Source organism: Niallia nealsonii, from assembly GCF_002835805.1.
Taxonomy (GTDB): Bacteria; Bacillota; Bacilli; order Bacillales; family Cytobacillaceae; genus Niallia; species Niallia nealsonii.
Map to the genome: position 1 here is coordinate 1 of NZ_PISE01000006.1, position 21,256 is coordinate 21,256.

Sequence of the window (21,256 nt, forward strand, 5' to 3'; positions counted from 1 at the left end):
ATCCGCTGCATTCCCTTCTTTTTCTTGGACCAATTGATTAGTTCCTTGACTTATGCTAGCTGCCTGCCTTACCGGAATCGATTGTTCTGTTGCTTTCCTATTGAATTGTCCCATTGGAATTCCTGAATTATTTCCTGTCTCTTCTGAAGAGATGCTTGAGAATAAATTGTTTGTATTCTTTTCTTCTCCTTGATTTGACATTTGATTAGGTAACCCTGTTTGGCCTTTTGCAATAGGCTGTTTTCTCCCATTTAAATCAATTTCTTCTAAAGAGGTAGTATTTATTGCAGCACTATCATGGTCTATTGGAATTTGTCCCTGACTACTCTCGAAATCTAGTACCTTCTCAAACTGTTCCACCATTTTATCAATAGGGATAATTTTTTCACGCAATACCGTTTCTTCTAAAAAGCTCGTAGAGAAAATATTCGTATTTATTTCACTTGCCTTGCCACTTTTACTTTGTATTGTACTTTTGTTCTTACTTTCGATAATTTCCACATCTGAATCTGCTGATTTTCCAGTAGACTCAATTGTTGTCATTTGTGGACTGATTCTATTTCCAATTTGTAAAAATGATAATAATTCAGAATTTGTTTTATTTGATTCTTTGCCAAATTGAAAATCAGGAATGTTTTCATCCACAATATTCGGAATTTCTTCAAACTTTTCTAATTGACTGCTTGGGGAAACTTTGTTATTTTCATCAGTCGCAGTATTAATTTTTTCTTGATTAACTAGAGAAGCTTTTTTCCCTCGATTTTTCAATTCATCATTTGATAAAGAAAATGGATCATGGATGATTTTATCTTCGCTAATTATTTTACCGTTTTTTAATAACCGCTCATTGTTCTCCGTTAAGACATTAGCCGTTTCTTCTTTTGTTTGCTCTGTTTTACCAGTTGAGAAATCCGATGCAGTTAGATCATTTGCTTTTTGAGAGACTGTTTGTTGTGTCTTCTTTTTTGTTTCAAAGGCACTATCAGTTACTATTCCTGGCTGCACTTTTTCATTTGCTATATCTATCATTAGCCCATTGTTTTTATCAAGCTTAGTGCCATCAATATATCCTTCTTTCTCATCATTCGGTCGATTGAAGTCTTGGATGATTGAATCAGCTACTGTTAAAGAATCCTCTGTATCCGTTAAATCGGATATGTTGTCATTATCTACATTGCTACCGACTACACTGCTAGATTGTTTTATTAGTTGGCTCACAAGATTAGTTACAGCCTCAACCGTTTCAATAACTTCTTTTTCATTTTGTAATAAAGATGTTTCTTTTCCTGCAAGTTGAATCCCCTTTAGGGTGTCCACAAGCTTTGGCAACGGTGTTTCTGCAAACATATTTTCAGTCGGAGCATCAAAGTTAAAAGATTGAATAAAATTAAACAGTTGCTTTTCTACTTTAGAAAATGCTTTTTCCACTTTTTCAGCCATCTGATGGAGCGTATTTTCGTTTAGATCAGAATTTGTATCCCCATCATTTAATATAGTATGAAGGATATTAATTGGATCCGCTTTTTCCCCTTCTGAATCAGCTGTAGAAGAAAAAGACTCCAGCTTTGTCACATCGTTGTTTGTTAACACTTTTAAGAGGGTCTGTAATCCTGTTTTTGAAGGAACAGTATCGTTAGTATCTTCAGACACTTTTACGGAAGTTGCACCGCTTTTTGCCAACGATTGAAATAATGCGTTAAATCTATTAGAACTGACTGTCAACTTTGTTGATTCAGTTTGAGCGCTAGATTTAGATATTAACCCAAATTCGCCAATTTTCATCCTTTCACCCCCTTTCCTTTAACTTGGGGATCTTTAATTGATTATTCATTATCTGCGTCATCTCCTGTTGAACTGCTAGTTGATCCTTGGTCACTTGAAGAATTATCGGCCAATAATTCTGTATATTTTGATGCGACGGAAGGTTCCATTTTCTCTAATATCGACGCAAGTTCGGCAGGTTTAACAGATGCCAAAATTTTCAATCCTTCATTTTCCCCCATCTCTGAAATGATGGCTGCAGCATTTTTGGCTGACATTGTTTCATAGGTTTTCACAATATCATCAAAAGCTGTTTTTGTTTGCGTTTGTTCGCTTTTTAATGCATCCAGTTCTTTTTGCAGTTTTTCTCTTTCTTCTGTTATGTTTTTATTAATCTTGTCTTTATTGTCTATTTCTGTTTGCAAATTAGCGATTGTCTCTTCTTGTTCTGCAATTTTAGCTTCAAGCTTTTTTATTGACGCTGCATCCTTTTGCGTTTGTTCACTTGTACTTGTTTCTGTGGATGCTTTTTCCGATGTTAAAAAGGGAATAGCATTTACTAGATCCTTTCCTTTATCTGCCACATCTACCCCTGAATAGATCAGCAACAATAAAACAACAACGACTGCAAACAATATTGGAATAATAACTACTAATAGAATACGCTGAAAAATGTTAAATTTTTTCTTTTTTTCTTCTTCTAAATTGTCCATATTAGCCACCTAACTTTCCTGGTTGCATATACACTTGAAGGGAAATGTCATCCATTTGTTTTGCTTCCAGCGCTTTTTCCAATTCTATGAATTTAGTAAAGTCTTTTTCTTTTATTTTTATATATTTTTTTACTTCTAAATTTTTTTCTACCAGCTTTTCTTGATAAAAACTCATCGTATTTCGAGCATTAACTACCATTTTTTGATTATGTTCAATCGTTTTTTCTAAATTTCCCACAAAGCGTTGATGATGCCTTATTTCACGAACAGAAAGGCCCGTTGTTAACTTTTCTAACTGAAATTGCTCAAGGTCTTCTTTCTTTTTTAATACCTCGTACAATTTTTCGGCAGCCTCTTCAAATCGTTTCACCGACTGGTTATATGTGGTGCTTACTTCCTCTTTTTCTCTTTCTTTTATGGTCAAAATTTTTTCGAATTTATATTTGTATGCCATAACATTAGTCACCTGTTCCTATTAATGACACTAAGGAATGAAAACTTTCCTCCATAGATATTTTTTCATCTGTAGCTTGTTTTAAATACGAAATAATCGCTGGATATAATTGAATAGCAGTATCAATTTCTTTGGAAGATCCCTTTTTATATGCGCCAATATTTATTAAATCTTCTGAATTAATATAGGTGCTTAAATAATCTCTTAATTTCTCCGCTGCCTGGACATGTTCTTTTGGTACAATATGATTCATTACCCTGCTGACACTTTTTAGAACATTAACAGCTGGATATTGCCCTTTATTCGCAAGCTCTCTATCTAAGACATAATGCCCGTCCAAAATGCCTCGAACAGTATCAGCGATTGGTTCATTCATATCATCCCCGTCTACCAATACTGTATAAATAGCCGTAATGCTTCCAAATTCATTTGTTCCCGTACGTTCTAATAGTTTCGGCAAGATGGCAAAAACAGATGGTGTGTATCCTTTGGTGGTCGGGGGCTCACCAATTGCAAGTCCCACTTCTCTTTGCGCCATGGCAACACGTGTAACTGAATCCATCATCAACATGACATTTAAGCCTTTATCCCGAAAATATTCCGCAATGGCCGTTGCTGTATAAGCACCTTTAATTCTCATTAAAGCGGGAGTATCTGATGTTGCCACTACGACGATAGATCTTTTTAGCCCCTCTGGACCTAAATCCCGTTCAATAAATTCCCTAACTTCTCTGCCCCGTTCCCCTATAAGAGCGATGACATTTAAATCTGCTTTCGTATTTCTTGCAATCATTCCAAGCAATGTACTTTTTCCAACTCCACTGCCGGCAAATATGCCAAGGCGCTGTCCAGTTCCAACAGTCAACAAGCCATCGATTAGCCGGACACCCATTTCCATAGAGGCAGAAATAGGTGGTCTACTTAGCGGATTAGGCGGCTCTTGTTCAATTGGCACTGATTTTAGCCCTCTTGGCAAAGAAGATCCATCCAACGGGTTGCCTAATGCATCAAGGACACTTCCAATTAATGCTGCTCCTACTTTTATCTCTAATGGATCAGAGGTACCTTCTACTAAACAGCCTGGTGAAATATCGTTAACGGTTGTATAGGGCATTAAGATAATATTTTCTTCTTTAAACCCAACTACTTCGGCTTTTATCACCCGTTTATTTTTCGTGCCAATATGAATTAAACAAACATCTCCAATGGAACTTTCAGGACCTTGTGATTCAATCATTAATCCAATCACTTTTTTTACTCTGCCATACCGCTTGTATGAATCGATTGCATCTATTGTAGAAAGGAGCTCAGAAGCTTTCATTCCTCTTGTTCACTCTCCAATAAATCTAGTAGTTTTTGTTTTAGCATCTTTAATTGTGTATCGATTGTTGCGTCTATTTTCCCATTATTAGTTTCTATTACACAGCCATTTTCCGATATTCCTGTATTCGGAAAAATAAACAAATTAGGTTGAATTGGAAATAAACTTAATAACTCTTCTTTTTCTGACAAAACATATTGATAATGTACTGGATGAACGTGAAGCTGCACTTCTTTTATTCCACGGCCTTCTTGCAACACTTTTTTCACTACATTTAAAAAATGCGATTTATCTTGTTCAATTTTACTATTCATAATTTTTTCAGCAGCTTTTATTGCAAGGTTTAAAATGGTCCTTTCTGCAGAATCCAGATAGCTTTGGTAATCATGTTTGGAAAGTTCTATAACATCTTTTGCCATTTGAATATACTCTCCATACTCTTGATAGCCAATCGTTCTGCCTTCTTCTAAGCCAACATTATACCCGTGCTGCTTTGCTTCTTCTATTAGCTGCATTTTTTCTTCTTGCCAATTTTGCTTTTCGATTTGCAGCTGCTGTTTTTCTTGTTCGATTTGTTGGTGTGCTTGCATTAAGATTGCATTTGCTTCTTCGTTTGCTTGCTCGATTATTTTAGAATGTTCTTGATTTGAAAAAATATCTATTTCTTCTAAAGAATTCATATATTTAATGGAGATGACTTTTTGTTCCGCTTGTTTTTGGTTAGCCCAATTCGATTTGATTAACCTAGACAATAATATCATCTCCTCCGCCACGTGCTACAACGATTTCCCCAGCATCTTCTAAGCGGCGAATAATAGCGACAATTCGAGATTGTGCTTCTTCCACGTCTTTCAGCTTAACTGGACCCATAAATTCCATTTCTTCTTTAAATGATTCCACCATTCTTGTAGACATATTGCTGTAAACAACTTCTTTAACTTCTTCACTAGAAACTTTTAATGAAAGCAATAAATCTTCATTTTCACAATCACGAATGATACGTTGAATCGCTCGGTTATCTAATGTAACAATGTCTTCAAATACAAACATTCTTTTCTTAATTTCTTCTGCTAATTCAGGATCTTGAATTTCCAAGGCATCTAATATCGTTCGTTCTGTCGTGCGGTCTACTCCATTTAATACCTCAACAACTGCTTCAATTCCACCCGTTTGTGTTTGATCTTGAGTTACAGTACTTGATAATTTTCTTTCTAGCACTTGCTCTACTTCGTTAATGATTTCTGGTGAAGTGCTGTCCATTACAGCAATCCTTTTAGCAATATCTGCTTGCATTTCTTGTGGCAATTCGGATAATATTTGCCCTGCCTGTGATGGATCTAAATAAGAAAGTATCAGTGCAATCGTTTGTGGATGCTCATTCTGAATAAAATTTAATATCTGACTTGGATCTGCTTTCCGCGCAAAATCAAATGGCCTTACTTGTAAGCTGGATGTTAGACGATTGAGTATAATATTTGCCTGTTCTACACCTACAGCTTTTTCTAGGACTGTTTTTGCATAGCCAATTCCACCTTGAGTTATATATTCTTGGGCAAGGGCAATATTATGAAACTCTTCTATAACCTCATCTTTTGCGGAAAATTCCACTTTTTTTACTCCCGATATTTCCAAAGAAAGCTGTTCTATTTCTTCTTCACTCAAATGCTTATAAATGGAAGCAGCTACGTCTGGTCCCATTGATATAAGGAGAATAGCTGCTTTTTGTTTCCCTGTTAACTCTTTTGTATCCCGTTTTGCCATTTGTCTACTCTCCTTAATCCTCTGTGATCCATGTACGCAGAAGTTTAGCGAAATCTTCCGGCTTCTCTTTTGCCATTTTTTCTAATTGTTTTCTTCGAAGCGTACCTTCTGATTCTTTTTCTTCATTTACATCAGGTATCGTTATAGGTTCAATAATTTTTTCTATTATTTCTTCTGCCGGCATCTGTTTTTTGCGAGCTCTAATAAATAAGAAGATTAATAGAGCAATAATTGCAAGCAGTACACCACCAACGACATATACCCACCAAGGAATCGTGCTGGCTGCACTTTGAGTCTGGGTTTCTGTTTTCCCATTAAATTTCTGAACAGAAACAGCAATTTTATTTTGCAGATCTTGATCTGAAATTACACCGTTGTTGACAGACGATTTATCAATGGATGTTCGAATAATAGTACCTAAAATATTGTTAATTTGATCAATGCTCTCTTGCGGAAGTGATGCTGTATCATTAGCATCAGGTGGTTCTACCATTACTTGAATGCCTAAGTCTCGCACTTTGTATGGACTTTCTACAATTTGTTTTTTAATACGGTTTACTTCATAGTTGATTGTATCTTCCGTTTTTTCCGATTCTCCGCCTGATCCCGTTGCCGTATCTGTATTATAGGCAGTTGTATCAGCGTCTTCCTCCGCTTGCACTACACCTTCTGCAGCAGCAGTATCACCAGAATATGTTTCAGAAAGTTTTTGCGCACTAACCGCAATTCCTTCCATATTTTCTTCATCTACTGGTGATACAAGGTTTTCTTCTCTATTTTCTTGGGTAAAATCAATATCAGCAGTAACAGAAACCATTACTTTATTTTGTCCCATCAATGTTCCTAACATCGTTTGGACCTGTCTTTGAATATCTCGTTCTATTTGTTTCTTCACATCATTCTGAGCAGTAAAAGTATCTGATGCAGAATTTGTTGAAGAATTTAAATCAAAATACTCAAAGTTTTGGTTGGTTATGACGATATTATCTGTAGGAAGGTTTGGTACACTTTTGGACACGAGTGTATATAACCCTTTTATTTGACTTTCGGAGAAGTTATAGCCTGCTTTTGTATTTAATACAATAGAAGCAGAGGCTTCTCCATTTTCATCTGATACAAACACGCCTTCTTTAGGCAGTGTAATAACAACCTTTGCATCATTTATTCCATCAACGCCCTTTATCAAATCAGCGATTTCTGTTTGCAAAGCATCTAATTTTAGCACATTAAATTCATTGTCTGTCATTCCAAAACTCGCATTTTCACTAAAAAAAGAATAATCAATACTTCCTGATTTTGGAATACCTTCTGCTGCAAGCTCAACTTTGAGCGTATCTACTACTTCTTCTGGAACACTAATTGTTTTCCCGCCATCTGATATTTCTGACGTAATCCCTCTACCATCTAAACTCTCTTTAATCGTCCCTGTTTCAGAAGGAGATAAATTGCTATATAACGGCACTAATTTTTCTCTTGAAAAAAAGTAAACAGACGCTGCAATAATACCGATTAGCAAAACGATGCTTGAAATGAGCATCGTTTTTTGCATTTTGGTGCGATTTCCCCAATACATTTTTAATGGATTAAAAAACTTTTGAATATTCTCGTTCATTCTTTTCCCCCGGTTACCGTAAGATTATAAGCTAATAACCGCTTAATTTATTAAACTGTCATTCTCATCATTTCCTGATATGCTTCTACTGCTTTATTACGGATCTCAATCGTTGCCTGCATCGTAATACTTGCCTTTTGTGAAGCAATCATCACTTGTGATAAGTCTATATTTTCTCCTTTAGCCAACTTAGTTGTTAAGCTATCTGACTCATTTTGGGCTTGATTTACTTTGTTAAGAGAATCTTTTAAGAACGTTGCAAAGCTTTTGCTTTTATCAGAAGCAGTTGTACTCACAGCTGCTGCATTCGCATTTGTTGTTGGCAATACGTTTGATACTGCCGGAAAATTAATTGAAGCCATTTAATTCCTCTCCCTATTTGCCTATTTCTAATGTTTTCATCAGCATACTTTTAGATGCATTTAAAACTGTAATATTTGCTTCATATGACCTAGAAGCACTCATTAAATCGACCATTTCCCTTAATGGGTCAACATTTGGCATTTCCACATAACCATCTTCATTGGCATCTGCATTATCTGGATCATATACTAACTCAAATGGTGTCTCATCTTCGACAATTCCGGATACTTTTACACCATCGCCAACACTTTTTGCAGCATTTAAATGGGAGGCAAATGTAGTACTTTCTTGTGCTTGAAGGACAACCGATTTTCTTTTGTATGGCTCCCATTCTCCGTCCACAAGTTTGCCTCTCGTAGAATCCGCATTTGCCATATTGGAAGAAATGACATCCATTCTTAATCGCTGCGCAGTTAAAGCAGATCCAGTTGTATTAATACCTTGAAATATGGACATATTATCTGCCTCCTTTAATGACATTTTCTAGAGAAGTGAATTTGCCGCTAATTCTATCTATTAAAGCATTATAGTAAATTTGATTTGTCGCAAGCTCCGTCATTTCCTTGTCCACATCAACGCTATTACCGCTGTTATTATAGACAGAATTGGATTTCGTCACAATACTCGAACTTCCAGTCTTAGTGGTTCCTGTAAAGTCGATATGTCTTGTATCAGTTTTAGTGGCTTCAATAGCATTGGATAAAGATTCTTTAAAGGTAACATCCTTTGCTTTGTAATTTGGTGTATCTACATTTGCTATATTTTGCGCAATTACTTTTTGTTTTGTATTGGAATAATTAATGGCGTTTTCAAGCGTAGAGATTGTATCTGAGAAAAGTTTCATGGCACACCTCAAAATTAATAATTATATATATTTGTAGAATATTGCATTTTTATGACGAAAAAAGAACACGATGTCTTTTATTGTAATGAATTTGGAATAAGTTGTCTATGGACATAAGGATAATTTTAATAAGTCGTTAGTCCTATTTTAGAACAATTATATAAAAAAATACAAATCTTTCATTATTATATACCTTTATACTTAAAATATCATAAAAAATTCGTGGTGATTTCGAACTATTATTATTTATTTACTATCAAAAAATATATGCTATAAACAGATGGAAGTAAATACTAAGAATTTGGTAAATTGCTGAAATTTGTCGAAAAAAAAATCACAAAGAATGAAGAAACAATATTGTTATTCACCCTAACGAAATAACAAGTAACTTTTGTTAAATAATTCTACTGCTTTTTTGTCTTTTCTAATCTTTACTTAATAGAACAAACATTGAATGAAGGAACATAAAAAAACAAGGATAAGCTTCTATTAAATTCGTCTGCTCTCACCTCTTTTTATGCAAAAGTGTGATTATCTAAACAAATCTAATATGAAGTTACCCCTGTTTTTATCTACAATGATCTTGCATTCGTTTTAGTTTGCTTTCAATTTTTCTAATTCTAAAAGGAATTTATCATTAAGCACTTTAATATAAGTACCTTTCATTCCTAGTGAACGAGATTCAATTACACCAGCGCTTTCTAATTTACGCAATGCATTTACAATTACAGATCTTGTAATTCCAACACGGTCTGCAATCTTTGAAGCTACAAGCAAACCTTCACTGCCATTTAGCTCTTCAAAAATATGTTCAATTGCTTCTAATTCACTGTATGATAATGAACTGATTGCCATTTGCACAACCGCTTTGCTTCTTGCTTCTTCTTCGATTTCTTCTGCTTTTTCACGAAGTATTTCCATTCCTACTACAGTTGCCCCGTATTCAGCCAAAATTAAATCATCGTCATGGAATTGATCAGAAAGTCGAGCTAAAATTAATGTGCCAAGTCTTTCTCCTCCACCGATAATTGGAACAATTGTAGTTAAACCTTTTTCAAATAACTCTTTGTTTTCAATTGGAAATGCTGTATATTCACTTTCTACATCCAAATTACTAGATGTATTTTGAATATTGAATAGGCTGTTTGTATATTCTTCTGGAAATTGGCGATCCTCAAGCATTTTTTTCATACGATCATTTTCAATTTGTTGATTGATCGCAAATCCTAATAATTTTCCTCTTCTGCTCACAACAAAACTATTTGCCTCGATTACGTCAGTTAACGTTTCTGACATCTCTTTGAAGTTTACAGGTTTTCCAGCCGCTCTTTGAAGCATTGCATTAATTTTTCTTGTTTTTGATAATAAATCCATTCTTTTTTTCCTCCTATAAATAAAACCATAACTCTAAATCTATTTCTTTTCGTTCTAAGACTGATCCGCAAAGATTGCTTTTTAGGAGATTATTACTTTTTAAGCATCCTTAGCATTATAGAATAAACTGGCTTAAATCTTTATTGCGAGAGATTGCTCCGAGTTTTTCTTCCACATATTGAGGAGTAATTGTAATTTTATCCATCGTAATATCTGGTGCTTCGAATGATAAATCTTCCAGTAACTTTTCCAAAATAGTATGCAATCTTCTTGCACCAATATTATCTGTATTTTGATTCACTTCAAATGCTACTTCGGCAATCTTACGAATAGCATCGTCAGAAAATTCAATTTCTATACCTTCTGTTAATAAAAGTGCTTTATATTGTTTAATAAGTGCATTATCCGGCTCTACAAGAATACGGTAAAAGTCTTCCACCGTCAATTTAGTCAGCTCTACTCGTATCGGCATGCGCCCTTGCAGTTCTGGAATTAAATCAGATGGCTTGGTAATGTGAAATGCTCCTGCTGCAATAAACAGCACATGATCTGTTTTTACAGAACCGTATTTTGTCACAACAGTAGATCCTTCGACAATTGGCAAAATATCTCGCTGCACACCTTCTCTTGATACGTCTTGTGAAGAACCGCCACTTGATTTGCTTGCAATCTTGTCAATTTCATCAATAAAGATGATACCCATTTGCTCCGCACGCTGTACAGCTTCTTGAGTCACTTCATCCATATCGATTAATTTTTGAGCTTCCTCATTTGTCAGCACAATACGAGCTTCTCTCACTGCCAATTTTCTTTTTTTCTTTTTCTTTGGCATAAAACCGCTTAACGCATCTTGCATATTCATGCCCATTTGCTCCATGCCAGAACCTTGCAGCATATCAAACATAGAAGCTTGTTGTTCTTCTACTTCTACTGTGATTTGCTCATTTTCCAGTTCACCTAGTGCGAGCTTTTCTTTAATTATTTTGCGTTTTTCTCTTTTGCTTGTTTCTTCAACAGTAGATTCTTCTGCTTCAGCATCCGAACTTCCACCGCCAAACAGCATTTCAAGAGGGTTTTTGTAATTGGCCTGTTTTTTTGCAGAAGAGGGCACCAATAAATCGACTAGTCGATTATTTGCAGCCATTTCTGCTCTTTCTTTTACATCTATCATTTTTTCTTCTTTTACTAATCGTACAGATGTTTCTACAAGGTCTCTAACCATTGATTCTACATCTCTACCAACATAGCCTACTTCTGTAAATTTTGTTGCTTCCACTTTTACAAAAGGCGCACTTACTATTTTAGCAATACGTCTTGCGATTTCTGTTTTACCAACACCTGTAGGTCCTATCATAAGAATATTTTTGGGGCTAATTTCATCTCGCAGCTTTTCATCTAATAAACTTCGACGAAAACGATTTCTAAGCGCCACAGCCACTGCTTTTTTTGCATCTTTTTGGCCAACAATATACTGATCAAGTCGTTCTACTATTTGGCGTGGTGTTAAGCCTGCTTTTTTTTGCATGAAAAAACTCCTCCTTATAACTCTTCTACGATAATATTGTTATTTGTATATACGCATATGTCCCCTGCTATTTCTAAAGCAGCTTTAGCAATTTCGTATGCTGTCAACTGTTCGCCAGAGTATTTTTTTAACGCCCTTCCAGCAGATAAGGCATAGTTTCCACCTGAACCAATTGCAAGAATCCCATCATCTGGTTCTATTACTTCTCCAGTGCCAGATACTAATAATAAATCCGTATCATTCATTACAATTAACATAGCTTCTAACCTGCGAAGAATTTTATCGCTTCTCCACAGTTTAGCAAGCTCTACTGCCGCTCTTTGTAAATTACCATTGAATTCTTCCAATTTCCCTTCAAATAGTTCAAATAGTGTAAAGGCGTCAGCAACTGATCCAGCAAATCCAGCAATTACTTTTCCATTAAAAAGCTTACGGACTTTTTTTGCTGTATGCTTCATCACAACAGCATTCCCAAAAGTCACCTGACCATCGCCAGACATCGCGCATTTCCCTTTATGCTGTACGGCAAATATAGTTGTTGCATGAAATTGTGGTAATTCAGACATGTAAACTTCCTCCTTTAGCAATTATCCCTAGGCCCTAGGATGATAGGACATATATGTTTTTTTTAAATACTCATTTGTAACATGTGTGTATATTTGGGTAGAAGATAAAGAGGAATGACCCAAAAGTTCCTGTACAGTCCTCATATCGGCTCCATTTGCCAATAAATGTGTAGCAAATGAATGTCTTAGTTTATGGGGATATATTTTGTCGCCACTAGATAGTGTGTTCATCATTTTATTTAAAATATCCCGAACACCTCTATCTGTTAACACTCCTCCTCTATAATTGACAAATAGAAAGTTGTGTTTGTTTCCATTATTCCCCACCAACTTTATTCTTCCTTCTTTTATGTAAGATTCCAAAGCGGCATGAGCAAAACTCCCAAATGGTACATACCGCTCTTTTTGACCTTTTCCTTTTATTAAAATAGTAGAAATACTGAAATCAATATCTTTCAACTGAATTTTCGTACATTCACCAACTCGAATACCTGTAGCATATAATAATTCAAGAAGTGCTTTATTTCTTAATCCTAAAGGCGTCAAAGAATCACATGACAAAAAAAGTTGCTGTAGCTCTTCTTCATAAAAAAAACCTGGCAGCCTTTTTTCTAACTTCGGAATTGATATAGTAGAAAAAGGATTTGCCTCTATTATTTCTTCTCTTACTAAAAAGCGATAAAAGCTTCTCAAACTGGATATTTTCCGGGCAATTGATTTTCTTGCCAATTGTTCATCAAATAATTTTGTTAAATATATTCTGACATCAGAAGAATTTACCTCGTTTAAATCAACTATTGCTTGATTTGTCATAAAAAGAAAGAATTGTTTTATATCCTGTTGATAAAATTCAATCGTATAGGGTGAGCAATTTTTTTCTATTTGCAAATACTCGATAAAAAGCTGTAAAGAAGCGTTTTCTTCCGTATCCATTGCTTCACCTCGCAGACGGCTTCACTATATTAACATACTTTGTTTACACAAGCAATTAATTTACGTATTTTTCACAAAGTTCTGAATTGTTCCTAATGCCCTTTCAGCATGTTGCTCATATCTTTCTTTCTTCCCTTTAATTCTAACAGGCAACTCAGGGAATAGTCCAAAATTAGCATTCATTGGCTGGAAATTTTTTGCGTTTGTTGATGTAATATATCTTGCCATGCTTCCAATCGCTGTTTCAGCAGGAAAAACAAGAGGCTCTTCTCCATTGATTACACGTGCAGCATTAATGCCTGCCACTAATCCGCTTGCTGCAGATTCTACATATCCTTCTACACCAGTCATTTGACCTGCAAAAAATAAATCTTGGCGATTTTTAAATTGATAAGTAGGCTCCAACACTTTTGGTGAATTAATAAATGTATTGCGATGCATCACTCCATAACGCACAATTTCCACATTTTCAAGACCTGGAATTAATTGCAGCACTTCTTTTTGTGCTCCCCATTTTAAATGAGTCTGAAAACCGACAATATTGTACAATGTGCCTGCTGCATCATCTTGGCGCAGCTGAACAACCGCATATGGACGTTTTCCTGTGCGTGGATCCTCTAGGCCAACAGGTTTCATTGGACCAAATAACATTGTCTTTTTCCCACGTGAAGCCATTACCTCTATTGGCATACAGCCTTCAAAATAAATTTCTTTTTCAAATTCTTTCAACGGAACTGTTTCAGCTGAGATTAATGCTTCATAAAAACGATTAAACTCCTCTTCTGTCATTGGACAGTTTAAATAAGCAGCCTCTCCTTTATCATAACGGGATTTTAGATATACTTTATTTAAATCTATGCTATCCTTTTCCAAAATAGGTGCTGCTGCATCATAAAAATAAAGATAATCTTCCCCAGTCAATGATTTTAAACTTTCCGATAAACCTTCACTTGTTAAAGGACCTGTTGCAATAATGGTCGGACCTTCTGGAATAGAGGTTACTTCTTCATTAAAAACAGTCACATTCGGATGATTTTTCACTGTATCTGTTACTCTTGCCGCAAATTCATGACGATCAACCGCTAATGCTCCTCCTGCTGGTACAGCACATAAGTCAGCAGATTCAATGATTACAGAATCTAATCTTCTCATTTCTTCTTTTAATACCCCAACAGCGTTTGTTAAAGCATTTCCTCTTAATGAATTACTGCAGACAAGTTCTGCAAATTTATCTGTATGATGTGCAGGTGTTTGTTTAACAGGTCTCATTTCATATAAATTTACATTAATTCCTCTTTTCGCTAATTGCCAAGCTGCCTCACTTCCAGCAAGACCTGCTCCTATTACATTTACATATTTTTGATTTTCTTGCATTGCTAATCCTCCAAGTTTTATTCTAGTTTGATCATTTAATAGTATGGACAAGAAAAGGATACTCCAACAATTAGGTCTTTTTTCCTTTTTTCTCAAAATAACAAATGTTTGATTGATTTATACAACGCCCCATCAAAAAGCAAAACAACTGCTTCTTTCACTTTTTTACTTTTTGATGGGACATTATATTCTAATTGAAATAGCTGTAATTCGCTACTATCCTTTTACGTTTAACTCTTAAAAAAGTTTCAACTTGTTAGCTATTTAGAACTGTAAGGAATTATGACACCCACCTAGCAACAGTTATGGATAAATTTTGAATTGTCTTTTCCAAAGCTAAAAGAGTGAGCAGCTTGCTCACCCTTTTTTAGCTTTGTGGCTCTTCTTTGTAATCACAGCTAACACATTGAACTTGTATCCCTTTTTTCAACTTTTTCTCAGCGAGCATGCCTTCACATTTTGGACATGGACGAGAAATTGGTTTGTCCCAAGAAATGAATTCGCAAGTTGGGAACTGATCGCACCCATAAAAAATACGCCGTTTTTTGCTTTTTCTTTCAATGATGTTTCCTTCTTTACAATTCGGGCATTTTACTCCAATTTCTTTTACAATTGCTTTTGTATTGCGACAGTCTGGAAAATTGCTGCATGCCATAAACTTGCCGTAGCGCCCCATTTTAAATACCATGGGACTGCCGCATTGCTCACAATCTTCACCGGCAGGCTCATCTTTTATTTCGACTGATTGCATTTCTTTTTCAGCTTTTGCTAAACTTTGCTCAAATACTTTGTAAAATTGATCAATTATTTTTACCCAGTTTACTTCTCCTGCTTCAATATTATCCAAATCTTGTTCCATATTGGCAGTAAATTCAACATTTAATATTTCAGGGAAAAATTCTAGTAGCAACTCTAAAACAATTTCACCAAGCTCTGTTGGTACAAATCGTTTATTCTCTAATGACACATAGCCCCGTTTTTGAATGGTATCTAACGTTGGTGCAAAAGTAGAAGGTCTGCCTATTCTTAGCTCTTCTAAAGTTTTCACAAGTCTTGCTTCCGTATAGCGAGGAGGCGGCTGAGTGAAATGCTGTTTTGGATCAATGTCTTTATTGATTACTACATCTCCCTCTTTTAAATCAGGAAGCATGCGATCTTTTTCTTCAACAGCATCATCTGTTCCTTCCACATATACTTTCATAAATCCAGGAAATTTTACTTTTGAGCCAGTAGCACGGAATACAACATCTCCGTTTACTAAATCCACGCTCATTGTATCCATCACCGCTGGACTCATTTGACTCGCAATAAATCTTTCCCATATCAGCTTATACAGGCGAAGTTGATCCCTTGATAGAAATTCTTTCAAAGAATTCGGCTCTCTGACCGTGCTTGTTGGACGAACCGCTTCATGGGCATCCTGGATATTGCTGTTTTTCTTTTCTTTCCCTGTATCGCCTTTTGTATATTCACTACCATAATTTTGCGTAATAAACTCATATGCTTCTTTTTGCGCCACTTCCGAAATACGGGTTGAATCTGTTCTCATATATGTAATTAACCCGACTGTTCCTTCTTTGCCTAGATCAATTCCTTCATATAACTGTTGGGCAAGCATCATTGTTTTTTTGGCTCTAAAGTTTAACTTTCTTGCTGCCTCCTGCTGTAGGGAAGATGTAGTAAAAGGCACAGCTGGATTTCTTTTTCTTTCCCTTTTTGATACTTTCGAAACAGTAAATTGATTTCCTGCTAATTGTGCTTTAATGCTATTTACTTCTTCTTCTGATTTAAGATCGATTCTCTCACCCTTCACCCCATAAAATCCTGCTTCAAAAGATGATTTGCCTTTTACAAAACTGCCTTCGATTGTCCAATATTCTTCTGGAACAAATTGTTTTATCTCATGTTCCCTATCAATGATCAAACGAACAGCTACAGATTGCACTCTGCCAGCACTTAATCCTTTTTTCACTTTTTTCCAAAGCAGCGGCGAAATATTATAGCCAACTAAACGATCCAAAATTCTTCTAGCCTGTTGAGAGTCCACTAAATCCATATTTATCGGCCGTGGATGTTTAAAGGATTCTTTAATTGCATCCTTTGTAATTTCATTAAAAACAACACGGCAATCAGAATTAATATCCACTTTCAAACTTTGGGCTAGATGCCAAGCAATTGCTTCCCCTTCTCTATCGGGGTCAGCCGCTAAGTATATTTTTTTCGCTTTTTTGGCAGCGGTCTTCAAATCTTTCAAAATGGGACCTTTTCCCCGAATTGTTATGTACTTAGGTTCGTATTCATTCTCTATATCAATACCTGTTTGGCTTCTAGGCAAATCACGGATATGACCCATAGATGCTTTTACTTTATATTTTTTTCCTAAATAACGTTCAATCGTTTTTGCCTTTGCTGGCGACTCAACGATTACAAGAAACTCTGACATTAACTGTCCTCCTTAAGAGGGATTCTAAATATTGATTATTGTATACTATGTTTCTACTTGTCAAATAATACGATAAAAAGTAAACGTTTTCAACTATTTTTTATACGGATAATTTTCTATTGCCAATTTTTTTATCTGTTGCACAATGTATAACAAATTTCAAAAAATAGCAACCCCTTTTTCTTTTATTACTTAAAAATAAACATTTATTTTTTCTATTATATATACAAAAAGTCAAAAAAAATACATATAATTTATTCTTTTTATAAAATAAAACAGCAATCAGTGGTTATTTTATCCACTTCTAACTGATCAGCAATTGACCCAACTAGAATTTTACACAAAGTTTTCTTAAATCCTGAATTTCTTACACCCTCTCTAATCTTTTCTTTTAAGCGAGAGCCTCCTGCATGTTTAATGGGAAATAAAGTGAAAGTTCAATCAGGCCTTTACTCAGCAAGCTTCTACCCAACTAGATTTCTCGTTAGTAAGGAACAAAAGCCCGTTACTGCGTGATAAAATCAAGTGATGCAATTCCTTATTTTTTCCAATATCTATACTGTATCATTTACTTTATACAAAGAAAATACAAATTTTTATCTTTTTGTCTCTATCAAATAAGCCGCTTCATTTTATTTTAGTTATAAAAGGGAAACATTCTATGCAAATGAACCAGCTTTTTTGCTGCAATTTATTCCCACAGACCTTTAATAATGCCATTCTTCTAATATATCTTCGGCAGATAGCACTGGTTTTGCTCCTGCTTTAATTAATTCATTAGCTCCGACAGAAAAAGGGCTAAAAATGCTGCCAGGAATAGCAAAAACATCTCTTCCTTCGTTTAAGGCAAAATTCGCTGTTATTAATGATCCGCTTTTTCTTTTTGCTTCCATTACTAGTGTTCCATTACATATCCCGCTTATAATCCGGTTCCTCATCGGGAACTGCCATTTCATTGGTTTAGATAAAGGGGGATATTCGGATATAATAAGATGTTTTTTCATCATTTCTCTTGCTAAAGGAATATTTTGTTTTGGATAGATTTGAAAAAGCCCCCCAGCAATTACAGCTATTGTTTTGCCCCCATTGGCCATTGTTGCTTTGTGTGCCAGTGTATCTACACCAGCAGCTAAACCACTGGCAATAATAATTCCGTTTTGAACTAAATCAGGCATTAATTTCTCTATTACTTGGTGACTATAGTTTGTTGCAAGCCTTGAACCAACAACAGCAAGTTTTTTAGGCATATTCATAAGGGAAGCATCTCCCTTTGTATATAATACCCATGGAGGCTGATAAATTTCCTTTAAAAGTTTTGGATAGCGGGAATCAAAATAAGTGATTGCAGTTATGCCATTATGTTTATATTGGCTGATTTGCTCTTGAATAAAGGTAGAATGAAAGTCTTCCATTGTTTCTTTGGCAATGGGCAAAGGAAGTTTTTTATTTGAAGTGGAATAAAACATGTGGAGCTCTGGATCCATTTTTAAAAGAGTAAATATTGTTTTCCAACTCATTTTTCTACAATGATGGAGTTTGATGAGGTTTTCATTTAATGTATACAAATTCCTTTTCTCTTCCTTTCCTACAATAATAAAAAATATATAATAGAAGAAATTTGTATAAGTATACATACATTTAAAACTAGAAAAAATAAGGAATTACACCTATATTATAAAACTTTTTATACTTTTTTAATACATGATTCTAAAGCTTCTTACTTTTGAGCAACAAAAAAGGTGTGCACAAATAGTACCCACCTTTTTCACTCGAAATCTATTAATGTGTTTTGCATTTATCGTAAAGAGATTGTTCTTTCAACACTTCAATTAACGTGGCACCCATGACCGCTGGAGTTTCAGCTACTTTAATCCCGCATTCATTTAATACACTGATTTTTTCGTCAGCTGTCCCTTTTCCCCCAGAAATAATCGCACCAGCATGCCCCATTCTTTTTCCTGGAGGCGCTGTTCTTCCGCCAATAAACCCTACTACTGGCTTTGTCATATTAGCTTTAATCCATCTAGCAGCCTCTTCTTCTGCTGTTCCGCCAATTTCGCCAATCATAATAACTGCATACGTGTCTTTATCTTCATTGAATGCTTTTAATGTATCAATGAAGTCTGTGCCATTAACAGGATCTCCCCCAATTCCAACAGCTGTTGATTGCCCGATTCCTGCCTGTGTAAGCTGATGAACCGCTTCATATGTTAATGTACCTGAACGGGAAACAACCCCAACATGGCCCTTTTTATGAATATATCCTGGCATAATGCCAATTTTGCATTCTTCTGGAGTAATGACACCTGGACAGTTCGGCCCAACTAATCTTGTTTTTTTGCCTTCCATATATCGTTTTACTTTTACCATATCTAATACTGGAATATGTTCTGTAATACAAATGACTAAATCAAGTTGTGCATCTACTGCCTCTAAGATGGCATCTGCTGCAAATTTTGCCGGCACATAAATAACCGAAGCAGTTGCATTTGTTTGAGCAACAGCATCCTGCACTGTATTAAAAACAGGAACTCCTTCTACTTCTGTGCCACCTTTTCCAGGAGTTATCCCACCAACTATATTTGTTCCATATTCTAACATTTGTTTTGTATGAAAAAGGGCAGTTGAACCTGTGATTCCTTGTACAAGCACTTTAGTCTCTTTATTAATAAATACGCTCATTTTATTTCCCCTCCTGCACAGCCGCAACAATTTTTTCTGCACCGTCTGCCATTGATTCTGCTGCAATAATATCAATGCTTGATTCTTGCAGAATTTGTTTGCCTAACTCAACATTCGTCCCTTCTAGGCGTACGACAAGAGGAACGTTTAAACTTACTTGCTTCGCAGCTTCCACAATTCCTGTTGCAATGACATCACATTTCATAATTCCGCCAAAAATATTAACAAATATTCCTTTTACATTTTGGTCGGATAAAATAATCTTAAATGCTTCCGTTACCTTTTCTGCTGTAGCACCGCCCCCAACATCAAGGAAATTGGCCGGTTCTCCTCCGTAATGTTTGACAATATCCATTGTTGCCATAGCAAGTCCTGCGCCATTAACCATACAGCCAATATTGCCGCTTAATGCAATATAGCTTAAATCATATTTAGACGCTTCTAGCTCTTTTGGATCTTCTTCCTCTAGATCTCGATACGCTACAATATCTGGATGTTTATATAACGCATTGGAATCGAAATTTAATTTTGCATCCAATGCCATAATGTCTCCTTCTTCTGTTAACACAAGTGGATTAATTTCAGCGATGGAACAGTCTTTTTCCACAAACACATTATAAAGACCAGTCATAAACGAAACCGCTTTATTTATTTGCTTAGCAGGAATATTAATGGAAAAAGCAAGTCTTCTTGCTTGAAAAGCTGTTAATCCAACAATGGGATCCACTACTTCTTTAAAGATTTTTTCTGGCTGATTTTCTGCGATTTCTTCAATCTCTGTTCCGCCTTCTTCTGACCCCATCATAACAATCCGGCTTGTTGCCCTGTCCAACACTAACCCTATGTAATATTCTTTTTTAATATGGCAGCCTTCTTCAATAAGTAATCGCTTTACCTCTTTGCCTTCGGGACCTGTTTGATGGGTAACTAATGTGCTTCCTAATATAGATTCTGAATAATTTTTTACTTCTTCGAGAGATTTTGCTACCTTCACGCCGCCTGCTTTTCCTCTTCCTCCAGCATGAATTTGCGCTTTCACTACCCAAACATCTCCACCTAATTGTTTAGCCCCTTCTACTGCTTCTTCTACAGTAAAAGCTACATTTCCTTTTGGTACACTAACGCCATTTTTTGCTAAAATCTCTTTCCCCTGATATTCATGAATATTCAATTCCCACACCCCTAACTTTCCCGTTTTCTTTTTTCTAAACCATATTTTTGCATTACACAATTTCTAAACTTACTTTCTTTTTGAAAATCTGCTTCTTTTAAAAATATCGTTAATAAGTTACTAATATTCTTTTTTTCAAAAAAATTTTCATATTTCCAAAAGAATAATGCAATAATTTAGAAATGTTCACGCTTTCATTCTATAAAAAAACTTCAGCCTTTGTCCACAAAAAAGGCTTGAGGTTTAGGAAAATAATTTTCTCCTAATAGTATGGAAGATTATGATTATGGAAATGAAGGCTACTATAAGATGAATCCGTTGATTTTTTATCCATATAATTCCGAAAAAAATTATTTGCA

At 35.4% G+C, this 21,256-nt stretch carries 19 protein-coding genes; all 19 read right to left on the minus strand.

The genetic code is table 11. The features are described 5' to 3' along the window. Positions 1-1,782 (minus strand): hypothetical protein (locus CWS01_RS02585; protein ID WP_157827528.1); only part of this gene is annotated, 1,782 nt, incomplete at its 3' end. A gap of 41 nt (positions 1,783-1,823) precedes the next feature. Next, positions 1,824-2,474, minus strand: coding sequence for a MotE family protein (locus CWS01_RS02590; RefSeq protein WP_101175488.1), 651 nt, complete (start codon positions 2,472-2,474; stop codon positions 1,824-1,826). Between the two features lies 1 nt (position 2,475). Then, entirely contained in the window at positions 2,476-2,928 is a 453-nt protein-coding gene (gene fliJ / locus CWS01_RS02595; RefSeq protein ID WP_101175489.1) for a flagellar export protein FliJ, read from the minus strand. 4 nt (positions 2,929-2,932) lie between these two features. Next, positions 2,933-4,249, minus strand: a complete 1,317-nt coding sequence (gene fliI, locus CWS01_RS02600) for a flagellar protein export ATPase FliI (protein ID WP_101175490.1) — start codon at positions 4,247-4,249, stop codon at positions 2,933-2,935. Continuing rightward, a complete protein-coding gene (gene fliH / locus CWS01_RS02605; RefSeq protein WP_157827529.1) occupies positions 4,246-5,001 on the minus strand; it encodes a flagellar assembly protein FliH in 756 nt (251 codons plus the stop codon). Before fliH ends, fliI begins: the two co-directional genes overlap by 4 nt. Further along, positions 4,994-6,010 (minus strand): flagellar motor switch protein FliG, encoded by a 1,017-nt coding sequence (fliG, locus tag CWS01_RS02610; protein WP_101175492.1) that lies wholly within the window; start codon positions 6,008-6,010, stop codon positions 4,994-4,996. Before fliG ends, fliH begins: the two co-directional genes overlap by 8 nt. A 13-nt stretch (positions 6,011-6,023) precedes the next feature. Beyond that, on the minus strand, positions 6,024-7,622 hold the full coding sequence (gene fliF / locus CWS01_RS02615; RefSeq protein WP_101175493.1) for a flagellar basal-body MS-ring/collar protein FliF: 1,599 nt from the start codon (positions 7,620-7,622) through the stop codon (positions 6,024-6,026). 50 nt (positions 7,623-7,672) lie between these two features. Next, the gene (gene fliE, locus CWS01_RS02620) at positions 7,673-7,984 is read right to left on the minus strand and encodes a flagellar hook-basal body complex protein FliE (protein ID WP_101175494.1); all 312 of its coding nucleotides are present in this window, start codon (positions 7,982-7,984) and stop codon (positions 7,673-7,675) included. A gap of 13 nt (positions 7,985-7,997) precedes the next feature. Continuing rightward, positions 7,998-8,441 carry a flagellar basal body rod protein FlgC gene (flgC, locus tag CWS01_RS02625; RefSeq protein WP_101175495.1) on the minus strand — a complete coding sequence of 148 codons (444 nt, stop codon included), beginning with the start codon at positions 8,439-8,441 and terminating at the stop codon, positions 7,998-8,000. A gap of 1 nt (position 8,442) precedes the next feature. After that, positions 8,443-8,829, minus strand: coding sequence for a flagellar basal body rod protein FlgB (flgB, locus tag CWS01_RS02630; RefSeq protein ID WP_101175496.1), 387 nt, complete (start codon positions 8,827-8,829; stop codon positions 8,443-8,445). 594 nt (positions 8,830-9,423) lie between these two features. Next, positions 9,424-10,203 (minus strand): GTP-sensing pleiotropic transcriptional regulator CodY, encoded by a 780-nt coding sequence (gene codY, locus CWS01_RS02635; RefSeq protein ID WP_101175497.1) that lies wholly within the window; start codon positions 10,201-10,203, stop codon positions 9,424-9,426. A 115-nt stretch (positions 10,204-10,318) separates the two neighbouring features. Next, positions 10,319-11,728 (minus strand): HslU--HslV peptidase ATPase subunit, encoded by a 1,410-nt coding sequence (hslU, locus tag CWS01_RS02640; protein WP_101175498.1) that lies wholly within the window; start codon positions 11,726-11,728, stop codon positions 10,319-10,321. Between the two features lie 14 nt (positions 11,729-11,742). Then, positions 11,743-12,294, minus strand: a complete 552-nt coding sequence (gene hslV / locus CWS01_RS02645) for an ATP-dependent protease subunit HslV (protein WP_101175499.1) — start codon at positions 12,292-12,294, stop codon at positions 11,743-11,745. A 27-nt stretch (positions 12,295-12,321) separates the two neighbouring features. Then, a complete protein-coding gene (xerC, locus tag CWS01_RS02650; RefSeq protein ID WP_101175500.1) occupies positions 12,322-13,227 on the minus strand; it encodes a tyrosine recombinase XerC in 906 nt (301 codons plus the stop codon). A 60-nt stretch (positions 13,228-13,287) separates the two neighbouring features. Then, positions 13,288-14,601 carry an FADH(2)-oxidizing methylenetetrahydrofolate--tRNA-(uracil(54)-C(5))-methyltransferase TrmFO gene (gene trmFO, locus CWS01_RS02655; protein WP_101175501.1) on the minus strand — a complete coding sequence of 438 codons (1,314 nt, stop codon included), beginning with the start codon at positions 14,599-14,601 and terminating at the stop codon, positions 13,288-13,290. Between the two features lie 367 nt (positions 14,602-14,968). Beyond that, positions 14,969-17,044 (minus strand): type I DNA topoisomerase, encoded by a 2,076-nt coding sequence (topA, locus tag CWS01_RS02660; protein ID WP_101175502.1) that lies wholly within the window; start codon positions 17,042-17,044, stop codon positions 14,969-14,971. A gap of 707 nt (positions 17,045-17,751) precedes the next feature. After that, positions 17,752-18,609 (minus strand): DNA-processing protein DprA, encoded by an 858-nt coding sequence (dprA, locus tag CWS01_RS02665; RefSeq protein ID WP_407938527.1) that lies wholly within the window; start codon positions 18,607-18,609, stop codon positions 17,752-17,754. A gap of 214 nt (positions 18,610-18,823) precedes the next feature. Further along, a complete protein-coding gene (gene sucD / locus CWS01_RS02670; protein WP_101175504.1) occupies positions 18,824-19,726 on the minus strand; it encodes a succinate--CoA ligase subunit alpha in 903 nt (300 codons plus the stop codon). Between the two features lies 1 nt (position 19,727). After that, positions 19,728-20,897: an ADP-forming succinate--CoA ligase subunit beta gene (gene sucC / locus CWS01_RS02675; RefSeq protein ID WP_101175505.1), complete on the minus strand. Its 1,170-nt coding sequence runs from the start codon at positions 20,895-20,897 to the stop codon at positions 19,728-19,730. Positions 20,898-21,256: the final 359 nt, after the last annotated feature.

Excerpts from the sequence above, each read along its gene's own strand:
- CWS01_RS02590 (WP_101175488.1), bottom strand. The coding sequence starts at position 2,474 with ATGGACAATTTAGAAGAAGAAAAAAAGAAAAAATTTAACATTTTTCAG.
- fliJ (WP_101175489.1), bottom strand. The coding sequence starts at position 2,928 with ATGGCATACAAATATAAATTCGAAAAAATTTTGACCATAAAAGAAAGA.
- fliI (WP_101175490.1), bottom strand. The coding sequence starts at position 4,249 with ATGAAAGCTTCTGAGCTCCTTTCTACAATAGATGCAATCGATTCATAC.
- fliG (WP_101175492.1), bottom strand. The coding sequence starts at position 6,010 with ATGGCAAAACGGGATACAAAAGAGTTAACAGGGAAACAAAAAGCAGCT.
- fliF (WP_101175493.1), bottom strand. The coding sequence starts at position 7,622 with ATGAACGAGAATATTCAAAAGTTTTTTAATCCATTAAAAATGTATTGG.
- fliE (WP_101175494.1), bottom strand. The coding sequence starts at position 7,984 with ATGGCTTCAATTAATTTTCCGGCAGTATCAAACGTATTGCCAACAACA.
- flgC (WP_101175495.1), bottom strand. The coding sequence starts at position 8,441 with ATGTCCATATTTCAAGGTATTAATACAACTGGATCTGCTTTAACTGCG.
- flgB (WP_101175496.1), bottom strand. The coding sequence starts at position 8,829 with ATGAAACTTTTCTCAGATACAATCTCTACGCTTGAAAACGCCATTAAT.
- codY (WP_101175497.1), bottom strand. The coding sequence starts at position 10,203 with ATGGATTTATTATCAAAAACAAGAAAAATTAATGCAATGCTTCAAAGA.
- hslU (WP_101175498.1), bottom strand. The coding sequence starts at position 11,728 with ATGCAAAAAAAAGCAGGCTTAACACCACGCCAAATAGTAGAACGACTT.
- hslV (WP_101175499.1), bottom strand. The coding sequence starts at position 12,294 with ATGTCTGAATTACCACAATTTCATGCAACAACTATATTTGCCGTACAG.
- xerC (WP_101175500.1), bottom strand. The coding sequence starts at position 13,227 with ATGGATACGGAAGAAAACGCTTCTTTACAGCTTTTTATCGAGTATTTG.
- trmFO (WP_101175501.1), bottom strand. The coding sequence starts at position 14,601 with ATGCAAGAAAATCAAAAATATGTAAATGTAATAGGAGCAGGTCTTGCT.
- topA (WP_101175502.1), bottom strand. The coding sequence starts at position 17,044 with ATGTCAGAGTTTCTTGTAATCGTTGAGTCGCCAGCAAAGGCAAAAACG.
- sucD (WP_101175504.1), bottom strand. The coding sequence starts at position 19,726 with ATGAGCGTATTTATTAATAAAGAGACTAAAGTGCTTGTACAAGGAATC.